Annotated in this window: 15 protein-coding genes; 10 read left to right on the top strand and 5 right to left on the bottom strand. The window is 51.7% G+C overall.

Going from position 1 to position 16,261, the window contains the following annotated elements:
* The first annotated feature begins 38 nt into the window (after positions 1-38).
* From murC to mutT, 9 genes are all read left to right on the top strand, one after another.
* On the top strand, positions 39-1,514 hold the full coding sequence (gene murC, locus FFT88_RS15705) for a UDP-N-acetylmuramate--L-alanine ligase (RefSeq protein ID WP_135404079.1): 1,476 nt from the start codon (positions 39-41) through the stop codon (positions 1,512-1,514).
* Complete coding sequence (gene ddlB / locus FFT88_RS15700) at positions 1,507-2,427, top strand: D-alanine--D-alanine ligase (RefSeq protein ID WP_130204924.1); 921 nt, start codon at positions 1,507-1,509, stop codon at positions 2,425-2,427. The genes murC and ddlB overlap by 8 nt, the downstream gene beginning before the upstream one ends.
* 1 nt (position 2,428) lies before the next feature.
* The gene (gene ftsQ / locus FFT88_RS15695) at positions 2,429-3,259 is read left to right on the top strand and encodes a cell division protein FtsQ (RefSeq protein WP_000075731.1); all 831 of its coding nucleotides are present in this window, start codon (positions 2,429-2,431) and stop codon (positions 3,257-3,259) included.
* Positions 3,256-4,518, top strand: coding sequence for a cell division protein FtsA (gene ftsA / locus FFT88_RS15690; RefSeq protein ID WP_000588474.1), 1,263 nt, complete (start codon positions 3,256-3,258; stop codon positions 4,516-4,518). Before ftsQ ends, ftsA begins: the two co-directional genes overlap by 4 nt.
* Before the next feature lie 60 nt (positions 4,519-4,578).
* Positions 4,579-5,730 (top strand): cell division protein FtsZ, encoded by a 1,152-nt coding sequence (ftsZ, locus tag FFT88_RS15685; RefSeq protein ID WP_064525175.1) that lies wholly within the window; start codon positions 4,579-4,581, stop codon positions 5,728-5,730.
* A gap of 100 nt (positions 5,731-5,830) precedes the next feature.
* Positions 5,831-6,748 (top strand): UDP-3-O-acyl-N-acetylglucosamine deacetylase, encoded by a 918-nt coding sequence (gene lpxC, locus FFT88_RS15680; RefSeq protein WP_000595482.1) that lies wholly within the window; start codon positions 5,831-5,833, stop codon positions 6,746-6,748.
* Between the two features lie 230 nt (positions 6,749-6,978).
* Positions 6,979-7,491, top strand: a complete 513-nt coding sequence (gene secM, locus FFT88_RS15675) for a secA translation cis-regulator SecM (protein WP_130204926.1) — start codon at positions 6,979-6,981, stop codon at positions 7,489-7,491.
* Positions 7,492-7,552: 61 nt separating this feature from the next.
* Positions 7,553-10,258, top strand: coding sequence for a preprotein translocase subunit SecA (gene secA, locus FFT88_RS15670; protein WP_130204928.1), 2,706 nt, complete (start codon positions 7,553-7,555; stop codon positions 10,256-10,258).
* 59 nt (positions 10,259-10,317) lie between these two features.
* On the top strand, positions 10,318-10,716 hold the full coding sequence (gene mutT, locus FFT88_RS15665) for an 8-oxo-dGTP diphosphatase MutT (RefSeq protein WP_135404080.1): 399 nt from the start codon (positions 10,318-10,320) through the stop codon (positions 10,714-10,716).
* A gap of 89 nt (positions 10,717-10,805) precedes the next feature.
* On the opposite strand, the gene yacG is transcribed toward mutT, so the two are convergent.
* The 3 genes from yacG to coaE are packed head-to-tail and all read right to left on the bottom strand — an operon-like array spanning position 10,806 to position 12,376.
* Complete coding sequence (yacG, locus tag FFT88_RS15660) at positions 10,806-11,003, bottom strand: DNA gyrase inhibitor YacG (protein ID WP_130257847.1); 198 nt, start codon at positions 11,001-11,003, stop codon at positions 10,806-10,808.
* 9 nt (positions 11,004-11,012) lie between these two features.
* Positions 11,013-11,756 (bottom strand): cell division protein ZapD, encoded by a 744-nt coding sequence (zapD, locus tag FFT88_RS15655; protein WP_130217398.1) that lies wholly within the window; start codon positions 11,754-11,756, stop codon positions 11,013-11,015.
* Positions 11,756-12,376, bottom strand: coding sequence for a dephospho-CoA kinase (gene coaE, locus FFT88_RS15650; RefSeq protein WP_130221628.1), 621 nt, complete (start codon positions 12,374-12,376; stop codon positions 11,756-11,758). The genes zapD and coaE overlap by 1 nt, the downstream gene beginning before the upstream one ends.
* A gap of 224 nt (positions 12,377-12,600) precedes the next feature.
* Between coaE and guaC the strand changes: the two genes are divergently transcribed.
* Positions 12,601-13,644, top strand: a complete 1,044-nt coding sequence (gene guaC, locus FFT88_RS15645; RefSeq protein WP_130204936.1) for a GMP reductase — start codon at positions 12,601-12,603, stop codon at positions 13,642-13,644.
* Between the two features lie 34 nt (positions 13,645-13,678).
* Here guaC and hofC read toward each other — a convergent pair whose 3' ends face one another.
* Entirely contained in the window at positions 13,679-14,881 is a 1,203-nt protein-coding gene (gene hofC / locus FFT88_RS15640; RefSeq protein ID WP_135404081.1) for a protein transport protein HofC, read from the bottom strand.
* Positions 14,871-16,256, bottom strand: a complete 1,386-nt coding sequence (gspE, locus tag FFT88_RS15635) for a type II secretion system protein GspE (protein ID WP_135404082.1) — start codon at positions 16,254-16,256, stop codon at positions 14,871-14,873. The genes hofC and gspE overlap by 11 nt, the downstream gene beginning before the upstream one ends.
* Between the last annotated feature and the right edge of the window lie 5 nt (positions 16,257-16,261).

Below are 16,261 nucleotides of genomic sequence, written 5' to 3'. Positions count from 1 at the left end.
TTGCATCGTATGAATTTGAGAAGTTAATGGCGTAAAGAATGAATACACAACAATTGGCAAAACTGCGTTACATCGTGCCTGAAATGCGTCGCGTTCGGCACATACACTTTGTCGGCATCGGTGGTGCCGGTATGGGCGGTATTGCCGAAGTTCTGGCCAATGAAGGGTATCAGATCAGTGGTTCCGATTTAGCGCCAAACCCAGTCACGCAACAGTTAACGAATCTGGGAGCGACGATTTACTTCAACCATCGCCCGGAAAACGTGCGTGATGCCAGTGTGGTCGTCGTTTCCAGCGCGATTTCCGCCGATAACCCGGAAATTGTTGCTGCCCACGAGGCTCGTATTCCGGTTATTCGTCGTGCTGAAATGCTGGCTGAATTAATGCGTTTTCGTCATGGCATCGCCATTGCCGGGACGCATGGCAAAACCACAACCACCGCGATGGTTTCCAGCATCTACGCAGAAGCGGGCCTCGACCCGACCTTCGTGAACGGTGGGCTGGTAAAAGCGGCGGGTGTTCATGCACGTTTAGGGCACGGTCGTTACCTGATTGCTGAAGCGGATGAAAGCGATGCGTCGTTCCTGCATCTGCAACCGATGGTAGCGATTGTCACTAATATCGAAGCCGACCATATGGATACCTACCAGGGCGACTTTGAGAATTTAAAACAGACCTTTATTAATTTTCTGCACAACTTGCCGTTTTACGGTCGTGCGGTGATGTGTGTTGACGATCCGGTAATTCGCGAATTGTTACCGCGTGTAGGCCGTCAAACCACCACTTATGGCTTCAGCGAAGATGCTGACGTGCGTGTGGAAGATTATCAGCAGATTGGCCCGCAGGGACACTTTACGCTGCTGCGTCAGGACAAAGAGCCAATGCGCGTTACACTGAATGCGCCAGGTCGTCACAATGCCCTGAATGCTGCCGCTGCCGTTGCGGTCGCCACGGAAGAGGGGATTGAAGACGAGGCTATTTTGCGTGCGCTGGAGAGTTTCCAGGGGACCGGACGTCGCTTTGATTTCCTTGGTGAATTTCCATTGGAACCCGTGAATGGTAAAAGCGGTACGGCAATGCTGGTTGATGACTATGGTCACCACCCGACCGAAGTGGACGCGACTATTAAAGCGGCGCGTGCAGGTTGGTCGGATAAAAACCTGGTGATGCTGTTTCAGCCGCACCGTTTCACCCGTACGCGCGACCTGTATGATGATTTTGCCAATGTGCTGACGCAGGTGGATACCCTGCTGATGCTGGAAGTGTATCCGGCAGGCGAAGCACCTATTCCGGGAGCGGACAGTCGTTCGTTGTGTCGTACAATCCGTGGCCGTGGGAAAATTGATCCGATTCTGGTGCCGGACCCGGCGCAGGTGGCCGAGATGTTAGCACCAGTATTAACTGGTAACGACCTGATCCTCGTTCAGGGGGCAGGAAATATCGGAAAAATTGCCCGATCTTTAGCTGAAATCAAACTGAAGCCGCAAACTACGGAGGAAGAGCAACATGACTGATAAAATCGCGGTCCTGTTGGGCGGGACCTCCGCAGAGCGGGAAGTTTCTCTGAATTCTGGAGCGGCAGTGTTAGCTGGGCTGCGTGAAGGCGGTATTGACGCGTATCCTGTCGACCCGAAAGAAATCGACGTAACGCAACTGAAGTCGATGGGCTTTCAGAAAGTGTTTATCGCTCTGCACGGTCGCGGTGGTGAAGATGGCACGCTGCAGGGTATGCTCGAGCTGATGGGCTTGCCTTATACCGGCAGTGGAGTGATGGCATCTGCGCTTTCAATGGATAAACTACGCAGCAAACTGCTTTGGCAGGGCGCTGGTTTACCGGTAGCGCCGTGGGTAGCATTAACCCGCGCAGAGTTTGAAAAAGGCATTAGTGATAAGCAGTTAGCAGAAATTTCTGCCTTAGGTTTGCCGCTTATCGTCAAGCCGAGCCGCGAAGGTTCCAGTGTGGGAATGTCAAAAGTAGTAGCAGAAAATGCTCTGCAAGATGCATTAAGATTGGCATTTCAGCACGATGAAGAAGTATTGATTGAAAAATGGCTAAGTGGGCCGGAGTTCACGGTTGCGATACTCGGTGAAGAAATTTTACCGTCAATACGTATTCAACCCGCTGGAACCTTCTATGATTATGAGGCGAAGTATCTCTCTGATGAGACACAGTATTTCTGCCCGGCAGGTTTAGAAGTGGCTCAAGAGGCAAATTTGCAGGCATTAGTGCTGAAAGCATGGACGACTTTAGGATGCAAAGGATGGGGGCGTATAGACGTCATGCTGGACAGTGATGGACAGTTTTATCTGCTGGAAGCTAATACCTCACCGGGTATGACCAGTCACAGTCTGGTGCCAATGGCGGCACGTCAGGCGGGTATGAGCTTCTCGCAGTTGGTAGTACGAATTCTGGAACTGGCGGACTAATATGTCGCAGGCTGCTCTGAACACGCGAAACAGTGAAGAAGAGATTTCTTCTCACCGCAATAATGGAACGCGTCTGGCGGGGATCCTTTTCCTGCTGACCGTTTTAACGACAGTGTTGGTGAGCGGCTGGGTCGTGTTGGGCTGGATGGAAGATGCGCAACGCCTGCCGCTCTCAAAGCTGGTGTTGACCGGTGAACGCCATTACACGCGTAATGACGATATCCGGCAGTCGATCCTGGCATTGGGTGAGCCAGGTACCTTTATGACCCAGGATGTAAACATCATCCAGACGCAAATTGAACAACGCCTGCCGTGGATTAAGCAGGTGAGCGTCAGAAAGCAGTGGCCTGATGAATTGAAGATTCATCTGGTTGAATATGTGCCGATTGCGCGTTGGAATGATCAGCATATGGTTGACGCTGAAGGAAACACCTTCAGCGTTCCGCCAGATCGCACCAGCAAGCAGGTGCTCCCAATGTTGTATGGTCCGGAAGGCAGCGCAAATGAAGTGTTGCAGGGCTATCGCGAAATGGGGCAGATGCTGGCAAAGGACAGATTTACTCTGAAGGAAGCGGCGATGACCGCGCGGCGTTCCTGGCAGTTGACGCTGAATAACGATATTAAGCTCAATCTTGGCCGGGGCGATACGATGAAACGTTTGGCTCGCTTTGTAGAACTTTATCCGGTTTTACAGCAGCAGGCGCAAACCGATGGCAAACGGATTAGCTACGTTGATTTGCGTTATGACTCTGGTGCGGCAGTCGGCTGGGCGCCCTTGCCACCAGAGGAATCTACTCAGCAACAAAATCAGGCACAGGCAGAACAACAATGATCAAGGCGACGGACAGAAAACTGGTAGTAGGACTGGAGATTGGTACCGCGAAGGTTGCCGCTTTAGTAGGGGAAGTTCTGCCCGACGGTATGGTCAATATCATTGGTGTGGGCAGCTGCCCGTCACGTGGTATGGATAAAGGCGGGGTGAACGACCTCGAATCCGTGGTCAAGTGCGTACAGCGCGCCATTGACCAGGCAGAATTGATGGCAGATTGTCAGATCTCTTCGGTATATCTGGCGCTTTCTGGTAAGCACATCAGCTGCCAGAATGAAATTGGTATGGTGCCTATTTCTGAAGAAGAAGTGACACAAGAAGATGTAGAAAATGTCGTCCATACCGCGAAATCGGTGCGCGTGCGTGATGAACATCGTGTGCTGCATGTGATCCCGCAAGAGTATGCGATTGACTATCAGGAAGGGATCAAAAATCCGGTAGGACTTTCTGGCGTGCGTATGCAGGCAAAAGTGCACCTGATCACATGTCACAACGATATGGCAAAAAACATTGTGAAAGCCGTTGAACGTTGTGGCCTGAAAGTTGACCAACTGATATTTGCCGGACTGGCATCAAGTTATTCGGTATTGACGGAAGACGAACGAGAACTGGGCGTCTGCGTCGTCGATATCGGTGGTGGTACAATGGATATCGCCGTTTATACTGGCGGGGCATTGCGTCACACCAAGGTAATTCCTTATGCTGGCAATGTCGTGACCAGTGATATCGCTTATGCCTTTGGCACACCGCCAAGCGACGCCGAAGCGATTAAAGTTCGTCATGGCTGCGCGCTGGGTTCCATCGTCGGTAAAGACGAGAGCGTGGAAGTGCCGAGTGTAGGTGGTCGTCCGCCGCGTAGTCTGCAACGTCAGACGCTGGCGGAGGTGATTGAGCCGCGCTATACCGAGCTGCTCAACCTGGTCAACGAAGAGATATTGCAGCTGCAGGAAAAGCTTCGCCAACAAGGCGTAAAGCATCACCTGGCTGCGGGCATTGTATTAACCGGTGGCGCGGCGCAGATCGAAGGTCTTGCTGCCTGCGCTCAACGCGTGTTTCATACGCAGGTGCGTATCGGCGCGCCGCTGAATATCACCGGTTTAACGGATTACGCTCAGGAGCCGTATTATTCAACGGCAGTGGGATTGCTTCATTACGGGAAAGAGTCACATCTTAACGGTGAAGCGGAAGTTGAAAAACGTGTTACAGCATCTGTTGGCTCGTGGATCAAGCGACTCAATAGTTGGCTGCGAAAAGAATTTTAATTTTTATGAGGCCGGCGGTGATTACGGCCTCAGGCGACAGGCACATATCGGAGAGAAACTATGTTTGAACCAATGGAACTTACCAACGACGCGGTGATTAAAGTCATCGGCGTCGGCGGCGGCGGCGGTAATGCTGTTGAACACATGGTGCGTGAGCGCATTGAAGGTGTTGAATTTTTCGCGGTAAATACCGATGCACAGGCGCTGCGTAAAACAGCGGTTGGGCAGACGATTCAGATCGGTAGTGGTATCACCAAAGGACTGGGAGCTGGCGCTAATCCAGAAGTTGGCCGTAATGCGGCTGATGAGGATCGTGATGCACTGCGTGCGGCGCTGGAAGGTGCAGACATGGTCTTTATTGCAGCGGGCATGGGCGGTGGTACCGGTACAGGTGCAGCGCCGGTTGTTGCTGAAGTGGCTAAAGATTTAGGTATTCTGACCGTTGCTGTCGTGACCAAGCCTTTCAACTTTGAAGGCAAGAAGCGTATGGCATTTGCGGAGCAGGGGATCACTGAATTATCCAAACATGTGGACTCACTGATCACAATCCCGAACGACAAACTGCTGAAAGTTCTGGGCCGCGGTATCTCCCTGCTGGACGCGTTTGGCGCAGCTAACGATGTGCTGAAAGGCGCGGTTCAGGGTATCGCCGAACTGATTACTCGTCCGGGTCTGATGAACGTGGACTTTGCAGACGTACGTACCGTGATGTCTGAAATGGGCTACGCAATGATGGGTTCTGGCGTGGCGAGCGGTGAAGACCGTGCGGAAGAAGCGGCCGAAATGGCAATTTCTTCTCCGCTGCTGGAAGATATCGACCTGTCTGGCGCGCGCGGCGTGCTGGTTAACATCACTGCGGGCTTCGACCTGCGTCTGGATGAGTTCGAAACCGTAGGTAACACTATCCGTGCATTTGCTTCGGACAACGCGACCGTGGTTATCGGTACTTCTCTTGACCCGGATATGAACGATGAACTGCGTGTAACCGTGGTTGCTACCGGTATCGGTATGGACAAACGTCCTGAAATCACCCTCGTGACCAATAAGCAAGTTCAACAGCCAGTGATGGACCGCTACCAGCAGCATGGTATGGCGCCGCTGACGCAAGAGCAGAAGCCCGTGGCCAAAGTGGTGAACGACAATACGCCACAAACCGTGAAAGAGCCGGATTATCTGGATATCCCGGCATTCCTGCGTAAGCAAGCTGACTAAGAATTAGCTGGAATTTGGGTTGCGAGGCTCTTTGTGCTAAACTGGCCTGCCGAATGTATAGTACACTTCGGTTGGATAGATAATTTGGCGAGATAATACGATGATCAAACAAAGGACACTTAAACGTATCGTTCAGGCGACGGGTGTCGGTTTACATACCGGCAAGAAAGTCACCCTGACCTTACGCCCTGCGCCGGCCAACACCGGGGTCATCTATCGTCGCACCGACTTGAATCCACCGGTAGATTTCCCGGCCGATGCCAAATCTGTGCGTGATACCATGCTCTGTACGTGTCTGGTCAACGAGCATGATGTACGGATTTCAACTGTTGAGCACCTGAACGCAGCGCTCGCGGGCTTAGGCATCGATAACATTGTTATCGAAGTTAACGCGCCGGAAATCCCAATCATGGACGGCAGTGCCGCTCCGTTTGTTTACCTGCTGCTTGATGCTGGTATCGACGAGCTGAACTGCGCCAAGAAATTTGTTCGCATCAAAGAGACTGTTCGCGTCGAAGATGGCGATAAGTGGGCTGAATTTAAGCCGTACAATGGTTTTTCGCTGGACTTCACCATCGATTTCAACCATCCGGCAATCGATTCCAGCAATCAACGCTATGCGATGAACTTCTCTGCTGATGCGTTTATGCGCCAGATCAGCCGTGCGCGTACGTTTGGTTTCATGCGTGATATCGAATATCTGCAGTCCCGTGGCCTGTGCCTGGGCGGCAGCTTCGATTGTGCCATCGTTGTTGACGATTATCGCGTACTGAACGAAGACGGCCTGCGTTTTGAAGACGAGTTTGTGCGTCACAAAATGCTCGACGCGATCGGTGATTTGTTCATGTGTGGTCACAACATTATCGGCGCATTTACCGCTTATAAATCCGGTCATGCACTGAATAACAAACTGTTGCAGGCTGTCCTGGCAAAACAGGAAGCCTGGGAATATGTGACCTTCCAGGACGACGCAGAACTGCCGTTGGCCTTCAAAGCGCCTTCAGCCGTACTGGCATAACGACATCTATACTGTCGTATAAAATTCGACTGGCAAATCTGGCACTCTCTCCGGCCAGGTGACCCAGTCGTTTTTTTTTGAGTTTTTACAGCGTCGTAAGAAATCGGTGCGAACGCTGTTTTCTTAAGCACTTTTACGTGTTACTTATCTTGAATACTGCTGTGGACTTCTGGCTTTAATGATAAGATTTGTGCGCTAAAAACGTTGAATACGATCGGGATGGCAATAACGTGAGTGGAATACTGACGCGCTGGCGACAGTTAGGTAGACGCTACTTCTGGCCGCATCTCTTATTAGGGATGGTCGCGGCGAGTTTAGGTTTGCCTGCGCTCAGCAACGCCGCCGAGCCAAACGCGCCCGCAAAAGCGACAACGCGCAATCACGAGCCTTCAGCCAAAGTTAACTTTAGTCAGTTGGCCTTGCTGGAAGCAAACACGCGCCGCCCAAACTCGAACTATTCCGTTGATTACTGGCATCAACATGCTATTCGCACGGTAATACGCCATCTCTCCTTTGCAATGGCGCCGCAAACGCTGCCCGTTGCCGAGGAATCTTTACCGCTTCAGGCGCAACATCTTGCTTTACTGGATACGCTCAGCGCGCTGCTGACCCAGGAAGGCACGCGGTCTGAAAATGGTTATCGCATTGATTATGCGCATTTTACCCCTCAAGCAAACTTCAGCACGCCCGTCTGGATAAGCCAGGCGCAGGGCATCCGTGCTGGCCCTCAACGCCTCAGCTAACAACGAAAAACCTTTACTTCATTTTATTTACTCCGCAATGCGGGGTGTTTGAGATTTTATTATGCTAATCAAATTATTAACTAAAGTTTTCGGTAGTCGTAACGATCGTACCCTGCGCCGGATGCGCAAAGTCGTCAACATTATCAATGCCATGGAACCGGAGATTGAAAAACTCTCCGACGAAGAACTGAAAGGAAAAACGGCAGAGTTCCGCGCGCGTCTGGAAAAAGGCGAAGTGCTGGAAAACTTGATTCCGGAAGCCTTCGCTGTCGTGCGTGAAGCCAGTAAGCGTGTTTTTGGCATGCGCCACTTCGACGTACAGCTGCTCGGCGGTATGGTTCTTAATGAACGTTGCATCGCGGAAATGCGTACAGGTGAAGGTAAAACCCTGACCGCAACGCTGCCTGCTTACCTGAACGCATTAACCGGTAAAGGTGTGCACGTTGTTACCGTCAACGATTATCTGGCGCAACGTGACGCCGAAAACAACCGTCCGCTGTTTGAATTCCTCGGCTTGACCGTCGGCATCAACCTGCCGGGCATGCCAGCACCGGCAAAGCGTGAAGCTTACGCGGCTGACATTACTTACGGTACTAACAACGAATACGGCTTTGACTACCTGCGCGACAACATGGCGTTCAGCCCTGAAGAACGTGTACAGCGTAAACTGCACTATGCGCTGGTGGACGAAGTGGACTCCATCCTGATCGATGAAGCGCGTACACCGCTGATCATTTCCGGCCCGGCGGAAGACAGTTCGGAAATGTATAAGCGCGTAAACAAAATCATTCCGTACCTGATCCGTCAGGAAAAAGAAGACTCCGAAACCTTCCAGGGTGAAGGCCACTTCTCGGTGGATGAAAAATCTCGCCAGGTGAACCTGACCGAACGTGGTCTGGTGCTTATTGAAGAGCTGCTGGTGAAAGAAGGCATTATGGATGAAGGTGAGTCGCTGTACTCTCCGGCCAATATTATGCTGATGCACCACGTAACGGCGGCGCTGCGTGCTCACGCGCTGTTTACTCGCGATGTCGATTACATCGTTAAAGATGGTGAAGTTATCATCGTTGACGAACATACCGGTCGTACCATGCAGGGCCGTCGCTGGTCTGATGGCCTGCACCAGGCTGTGGAAGCGAAAGAAGGTGTACAGATCCAGAACGAAAACCAGACACTGGCTTCGATCACCTTCCAGAACTACTTCCGTCTGTATGAAAAACTGGCGGGGATGACCGGTACGGCTGATACCGAAGCCTTCGAATTCAGTTCCATCTACAAGCTGGATACTGTAGTCGTTCCGACCAACCGCCCGATGATTCGTAAAGATCTGCCGGATCTGGTCTACATGACCGAAGCGGAAAAAATTCAGGCGATCATTGAAGATATCAAAGAACGTACTGCGAAAGGCCAGCCAGTGCTGGTGGGTACTATTTCAATCGAGAAATCGGAACTGGTATCAAACGAGCTGACCAAAGCCGGTATCAAACATAACGTTCTGAACGCTAAATTCCACGCCAACGAAGCGGCAATCGTTGCTCAGGCGGGCTATCCGGCTGCAGTGACCATCGCGACCAACATGGCGGGTCGTGGTACTGACATCGTGCTTGGTGGTAGCTGGCAGGCAGAAGTTGCCGCGCTGGAAAACCCGACCGCAGAGCAAATTGAAAAAATTAAAGCCGACTGGCAGGTGCGTCACGACGCGGTACTGGAAGCAGGTGGCCTGCATATCATCGGCACTGAGCGTCACGAATCTCGTCGTATCGATAACCAGCTGCGTGGCCGTTCTGGTCGTCAGGGTGATGCCGGTTCTTCCCGTTTCTACCTGTCGATGGAAGATGCGCTGATGCGTATTTTTGCCTCTGACCGCGTATCAGGCATGATGCGTAAACTGGGTATGAAACCCGGCGAAGCCATTGAGCATCCGTGGGTAACTAAAGCAATTGCCAATGCTCAGCGTAAAGTTGAAAGCCGTAACTTCGACATTCGTAAACAGCTGCTGGAATACGATGACGTAGCTAACGATCAGCGTCGTGCCATTTACTCCCAGCGTAACGAACTGCTGGATGTCAGCGATGTGAGCGAAACCATCAACAGCATTCGTGAAGATGTGTTCAAAGCAACCATCGATGCCTACATTCCACCACAGTCACTGGAAGAAATGTGGGACATTCCAGGTTTGCAAGAACGTCTGAAAAACGACTTCGACCTTGATTTGCCGATTGCCGAGTGGCTGGACAAAGAGCCAGAATTGCATGAAGAGACGCTGCGTGAGCGTATTCTGGAGCAGTCCATCGAAGTGTATCACCGTAAAGAAGAAGTGGTTGGCGCTGAGATGATGCGTCACTTCGAGAAAGGGGTGATGCTGCAAACGCTGGACTCCCTGTGGAAAGAGCACCTGGCGGCGATGGACTATCTGCGTCAGGGTATCCACCTGCGTGGCTATGCACAGAAAGATCCGAAGCAGGAATACAAACGTGAATCGTTCTCCATGTTTGCGGCGATGCTGGAATCGTTGAAATATGAAGTCATCAGCACGTTAAGCAAAGTACAAGTACGCATGCCGGAAGAAGTTGAAGAACTGGAGCAGCAGCGTCGTATGGAAGCTGAGCGTTTAGCGCAAATGCAGCAGCTTAGCCATCAGGATGACGACTCTGCAGCTGCGGCTGCGCTGGCAGCGCAAACCGGCGATCGTAAAGTTGGACGTAACGATCCTTGCCCATGCGGTTCTGGTAAAAAATACAAGCAGTGCCATGGTCGCCTGCAATAAAAGCTAAGTGTTGAAATAAAAGGCGCAGGATTCTGCGCCTTTTTTATAGGCTTAAGACAATGAAAAAACTGCAAATCGCGGTAGGTATTATTCGCAACGAAAACAACGAAATCTTTATAACCCGTCGCGCCGCAGATGCGCACATGGCAAATAAGCTGGAGTTTCCGGGCGGTAAAATAGAAACGGGAGAAACGGCAGAACAAGCGATGGTACGGGAGCTTCAGGAAGAAGTCGGGGTTACCCCGCAATGTTTTTCGCTGTTTGAAAAGCTGGAATATCAGTTCTCTGACAGGCATATCACACTGTGGTTCTGGTTGGTCGAAAGCTGGGAAGGGGAACCGTGGGGGAAAGAGGGACAGCCCGGTGAGTGGATGGCGCTGGCCAGCCTCAATGCAGAAGATTTTCCGCCAGCCAATGAACCGGTAATTGCGAAGCTTAAGTGTCTGGAGGTCGGATAAGGCGTTTATGCCGCATCCGACATTTGCACAAGATGCCTGATGCGACGCTGGCGCGTCTTATCAGGCCTACGTGCGGCATCAGACAAATGTCACGGCTTTGGCTCTTCGCTCCAGTCATCGCTCTCAGAAAGATCGCCACTGCTGGGGATTCGTTTTTCTTCCGCAGCCCATTCTCCGAGGTCGATCAACTGGCAGCGTTTGGAACAAAATGGCCGAAATGGGCTGACTTCACCCCACACCACCGTTTTCCCGCAGGTGGGGCAATTCACCGTAATAGTTTCTGACATTTTTACTCCTTAGCAACAAGCCAATTCGAAATCCAGACGTTCCGGTACTTGTCCATTTTCACTGTCCAGCGGCATAAAGCGAATGGCAAAACGGCTCTTATGACCGGATATTTGCGGATAAAGCTGTGAATCGAGTGCCAGATTCAGGCGTAACAAATCGGCGTCTTCGCCGTTATCCTGATAAAAACCGTTCAGACTGGTCAGTTTGCGGAACGGTGCCGACTGACGAATCAAATCCAACACCATTGTAAGTGCCTGTGTCAGCGGGCTCAGGCTGGCAATCCAGGTTTCTACCTGACTGTCGCGCTGCGACTGGGGTAAATGCAACCAGATATGCAACGTAGGTAAATCAAAGCTGCAACAACCACCGGGAATACTCAGGCGCTGGCGCACCAGGGCAATCATCCTGTCTTCACGCAGAAATTGCCCGATACGCGGCGCGGAAATCAGTACGCTACCTGCGGCCTTCAACTGCTGAATTAATGCTTCAATACGGGTCTGGTCCACGCCAGGCACACCAATCCAGGTCTGGAGTTTACGCTGTTGACGTTCCAGCTCTTTCAGTAGTTCGGTACGAACTTCTCCACGCTCGAACACATCCAGCAATTCACTAACATTACGGAAGAAATGCAGAGCACCAGCGTAGTCAGCAATAGGCAAATTTACGGTGAGTTGTTGAATTAAAAACTCAATGCGCAGCCATGTACGCATTTTTTCATTTAGTGGATGTTCAAAAAGGACCTGGGTCTGCATTAAGTTTTTTCCTGTGAGACAAACTGCGACGCGAGCTGCAAATAGTGTGCGTGCAGGCGGGCAACATCTGATGCAATAGCATCCGGTGTGCCGTTATTATCAATGACGTCATCTGCCACCGCAAGACGGGCTTCGCGCGTAGCCTGGGCAGCAAGAATTTGTTCGACATGCTCGCGAGTAACATCATCGCGCTGCATGGTGCGCTTAAGCTGCGTTTCTGGGCTGACATCCACCACCAGCACTCGATTCGCTTTTTTATACAGTGAGTTTTCTACCAGCAATGGCACAACCCATAACACATAAGGTGAAGTTGCTTGCTGGATCTGGCGTTGCGTCTCCTGCTGAATCAGAGGATGCAGCAGGGCATTAAGCCAGTTTTTCTCTTCCGGATAGGCAAAGATCCGCTCGCGCAAGGCGCGACGTTGCAATGTTCCATCAGCAGCAATCATATCCGCGCCAAAGTGTTCAGCAATGGCACGCAGTGCAGGTGTACCCGGTTCAACCACCTGACGCGCAATAATATCGGCATCAATGACATTAATTCCGAGGTCAGCAAATGCATTTGCAACGGTACTCTTGCCACTGCCAATGCCGCCTGTTAAGGCAACTGTATACCTCATAATCTATATTCCTGGGAATTCATCATGATTATCAAAATGTTAATAAAGAGCGCGCGAAAGCGAAATTGATGAAACGTTCGCCCACTATTTACCAGGTAAATTTATGGGATTGTAGCGTAAAAAAAGACAATTTCGCAGTCTTGCGCCATATCGATTAGTGCGTATGATAGCGTCACTGGAGTTGCGCTCTTACCCTTATAGCCATTAACCCCAGGAATCTGCACATGCGTATCGAAGAAGATCTGAAGTTAGGTTTTAAAGACGTCCTCATCCGCCCTAAACGCTCTACTCTTAAAAGCCGTTCCGATGTTGAACTGGAACGTCAATTCACCTTCAAACATTCAGGTCAAAGCTGGTCCGGCGTGCCGATTATCGCCGCAAATATGGACACCGTAGGCACTTTTAGTATGGCTACGGCACTGGCTTCTTTCGATATTTTGACCGCTGTACATAAACATTACTCTGTTGAAGAGTGGCAAGCGTTTATCAACAATTCTTCTGCTGATGTGCTGAAACATGTGATGGTTTCTACCGGCACGTCGGATGCCGATTTCGAAAAAACTAAACAAATTCTCGACCTGAACCCGGCATTAAACTTCGTTTGTATTGATGTTGCGAATGGATATTCTGAGCACTTCGTGCAGTTTGTTGCGAAGGCGCGTGAAGCGTGGCCGACCAAAACTATTTGTGCAGGCAATGTGGTAACTGGCGAAATGTGTGAGGAGCTTATCCTCTCCGGTGCCGATATCGTTAAAGTTGGCATTGGTCCTGGCTCTGTTTGTACAACTCGCGTGAAAACGGGCGTCGGTTATCCGCAGCTTTCTGCGGTGATCGAATGCGCCGATGCCGCGCACGGTCTGGGCGGGATGATCGTCAGCGATGGCGGCTGTACCACACCGGGCGATGTGGCTAAAGCTTTTGGTGGCGGTGCCGATTTCGTAATGCTTGGCGGAATGCTGGCGGGTCACGAAGAGAGCGGCGGCCGTATTGTTGAAGAGAACGGCGAGAAATTTATGCTGTTCTACGGTATGAGCTCCGAGTCTGCGATGAAACGTCACGTTGGCGGCGTTGCGGAATATCGCGCTGCAGAAGGTAAAACCGTTAAGCTTCCTCTGCGCGGTCCGGTTGAAAATACCGCGCGTGATATTTTAGGCGGTCTGCGTTCAGCCTGCACTTACGTTGGGGCTTCACGCCTGAAAGAGCTGACCAAACGCACCACGTTTATCCGCGTACTGGAACAAGAAAACCGCATCTTCAATAATCTGTAATCTCCCAATGCTGGCGTGGAGCAACACGCCAGCATTATCCCACCCCACTCATCGCATCGCCCAGATGGAAAATTGGCAGATACATTGCCACCACCAACGTACCGATAATTCCTCCAGTAATGACCAGCAACGCCGGTTCCAGTAAGGCGGCAAGGTTATCTGCCAGCGCCAGCGTGTTATCCCGATGATGATGGGCAAGATTCTCCAGCATGATATCCAGCGACCCGGATGTCTCTCCTGTCCTCACTAACTGCAAACAGAGCGGGCTAAACTCCCCGGCATTTTTTAGCGCCAGCCAGATGGGATGACCATTACTGATATCATGCTGAATTTGTGTCAGAAGTTGCGCCCAGTACGGGCAGCGCATCGTCTCCCTGACGCTCTCCACTCCCTGCAAAAAAGTAATCCCTGCACTTTGTGTCAGCGCCAGAATCGTAAAGATCTGCGTGAGTTTTTGTCCCCGCATCAGGGCTCCCATTATCGGGATGCGTAATAACCATTTCTGCCGCGCAATAAGCCAGGTAGGGCGACGCATCAGCAGTTTGTTGGCTATCGCCAGCAGAAAGCCGAGCACTATCAGCAGCCAGCCCCATTTGCCACTAAAGTCTGCCAGCGTCATGATCCCCTGCGTTAGCGCCGGTAGTGGGGTGTTGAAGGTCTTATAGATAGCGGCAAACTCCGGCAGAACAAAATGCAGCATTGCCACAACCACCATGATTGCCATCGCTAAAATGATGATGGGATAACGCAACGCTGATTTCACTTTGTCGGCCAACTGGCGCTGGGCTTTTTGCTGACGCGCCAGTTCAAAGCAGCATTCATCCAGCTTACCGGTCACTTCCCCCGTGCGGATCATCGACTGGTAAAGCGGCGGAAAAACCTCTGACCAGGGCGATAAGGCACTAGAAAAGGCCACGCCCTGTTCGAGATCGTGCGCCAGCGATTGCAACAATGCCTGCCATTGCTTACTTGGATGCTGTTCCGCCAGCAGTGCCAGCCCTTCAGAAAGCGTTAACCCGGCTTTGAGTAACGTCGCCAATTGATGAATGACTTCCGCGCTTTTATCTCCTCGCCAATGCGCAGAATTGATGGCGATTCGCTTCAGGCTTAGTGGGGTAACCCTTTGCTGCTGTAGAGCCAAAAGTAGCAAAGCACGGCTCTCTGACCATTGCATCCCATCTTGCGCATTGCCGTCGCCGGTTATGCCATGCCATCGCCAGAGTTGCTTATTCGCCATGTGGCATCCCCAGCACGCGGATTAACTCTTCAAAGGTGGTTAAGCCTTGTTCCACGGCCAGGCAGCCGTTTTCAAAAAGTGTGCGCATACCTGTCCGCCTGGCGTGCGTTTCCAGCGATTCAACTTCAGTATTAGAGGAAATAAGCTGGCGTATGGCTGGTGTAATGGGCAGGACTTCAAACAAGGCGGTACGACCATAAAAACCGTGGTAGCAATGTTCACAACCCGGTGCCTGCCAGCGGGACAGCGGAGATGACCATACATTGTCCGGAAGGCGGATCGGTTCCTCTTGCCGCTGGCGGCAATGCGGACAAAGTTTACGTACCAGGCGCTGGGCTATTACCAGAGTGAGGGCCGACGAGAGCATCCAGCGAGCAACGCCCATTTGCTGTAAACGCACCAGCGTTTCGCAGGTGGAGTTGGTGTGTAGCGTGGACAATACCAGATGACCCGTTTGCGCGGCTTTAATGGCAATTTCTGCCGTTTCGCCATCGCGGATCTCTCCGATCATGATGACGTCAGGATCCTGGCGCAATAACGCACGCAAAACGCCCTGAAAGGTGAGTCCGGCACGCGGATGGATTTGTGTCTGGTTTAGCCCAGCGATGGGGATCTCAACCGGATCTTCCACGCTGCAAATATTAATATCGGCGGTATTCAGCGTTTGCAGTGCGCTATACAGCGTGACTGTTTTGCCGCTGCCGGTAGGGCCAGTTACCAGCACCAGTCCTTGTGGTTGCTGCAAGGCGTGGGTAAAGTCCGTCAGTTGTGATGGTTGCATTCCCAGCGTGTTGACATCCAGCGCCTGGTCCACCTGCTGTAACAACCGTAATACCACCTTTTCACCGCCGCGACATGGCAAGGTAGCAATACGAAATGAGACGGCGTTCCCTGCCAGTTCGACAGCGAATTGCCCGTCCTGCGGCAGGCGATGTTCCGCAATATCCAGGCTTCCCAGCACTTTTAACCTGGCGGTTAAAGCGACTCCGGCATCCAGTGAAACATCAGGTAAAGGATGCAGAACGCCGTCGATACGCAAGCGGATGTGATAGCTATTGTCCGCTGGTTCGATATGAATATCTGATGCGCGTTGTTCCAGTGCAGATTGCAACGTATGAGCCAGCAATTCTGCTTTAGGCTGATGTTTCTCCTGAACGGCGACGGGCAATGTCTGTTGTTTGCGACTGGCGTGACCTTCCATCTGTTGGCGCGTCCAGCAGGTGATCTCAATACGTTTGGTGGTAGCGAAATGCAATGCGTCCAGCAACTCATGTGAGGGGGCATCGACCACCGCAACATGAACCACTTCTTCGCTGGCATCCAGTAAGACCCCCTGGTAACGCAAACACAGGGCGGTGAGCTGTGAAATATTCATCGCCG

Origin of the sequence: Escherichia sp. E4930 (assembly GCF_005845405.1) — a bacterium.
GTDB lineage: Bacteria > Pseudomonadota > Gammaproteobacteria > Enterobacterales > Enterobacteriaceae > Escherichia.
Note: the sequence above shows the minus strand (reverse complement) of the source record. Positions and strands in the feature narration are given on the sequence as shown.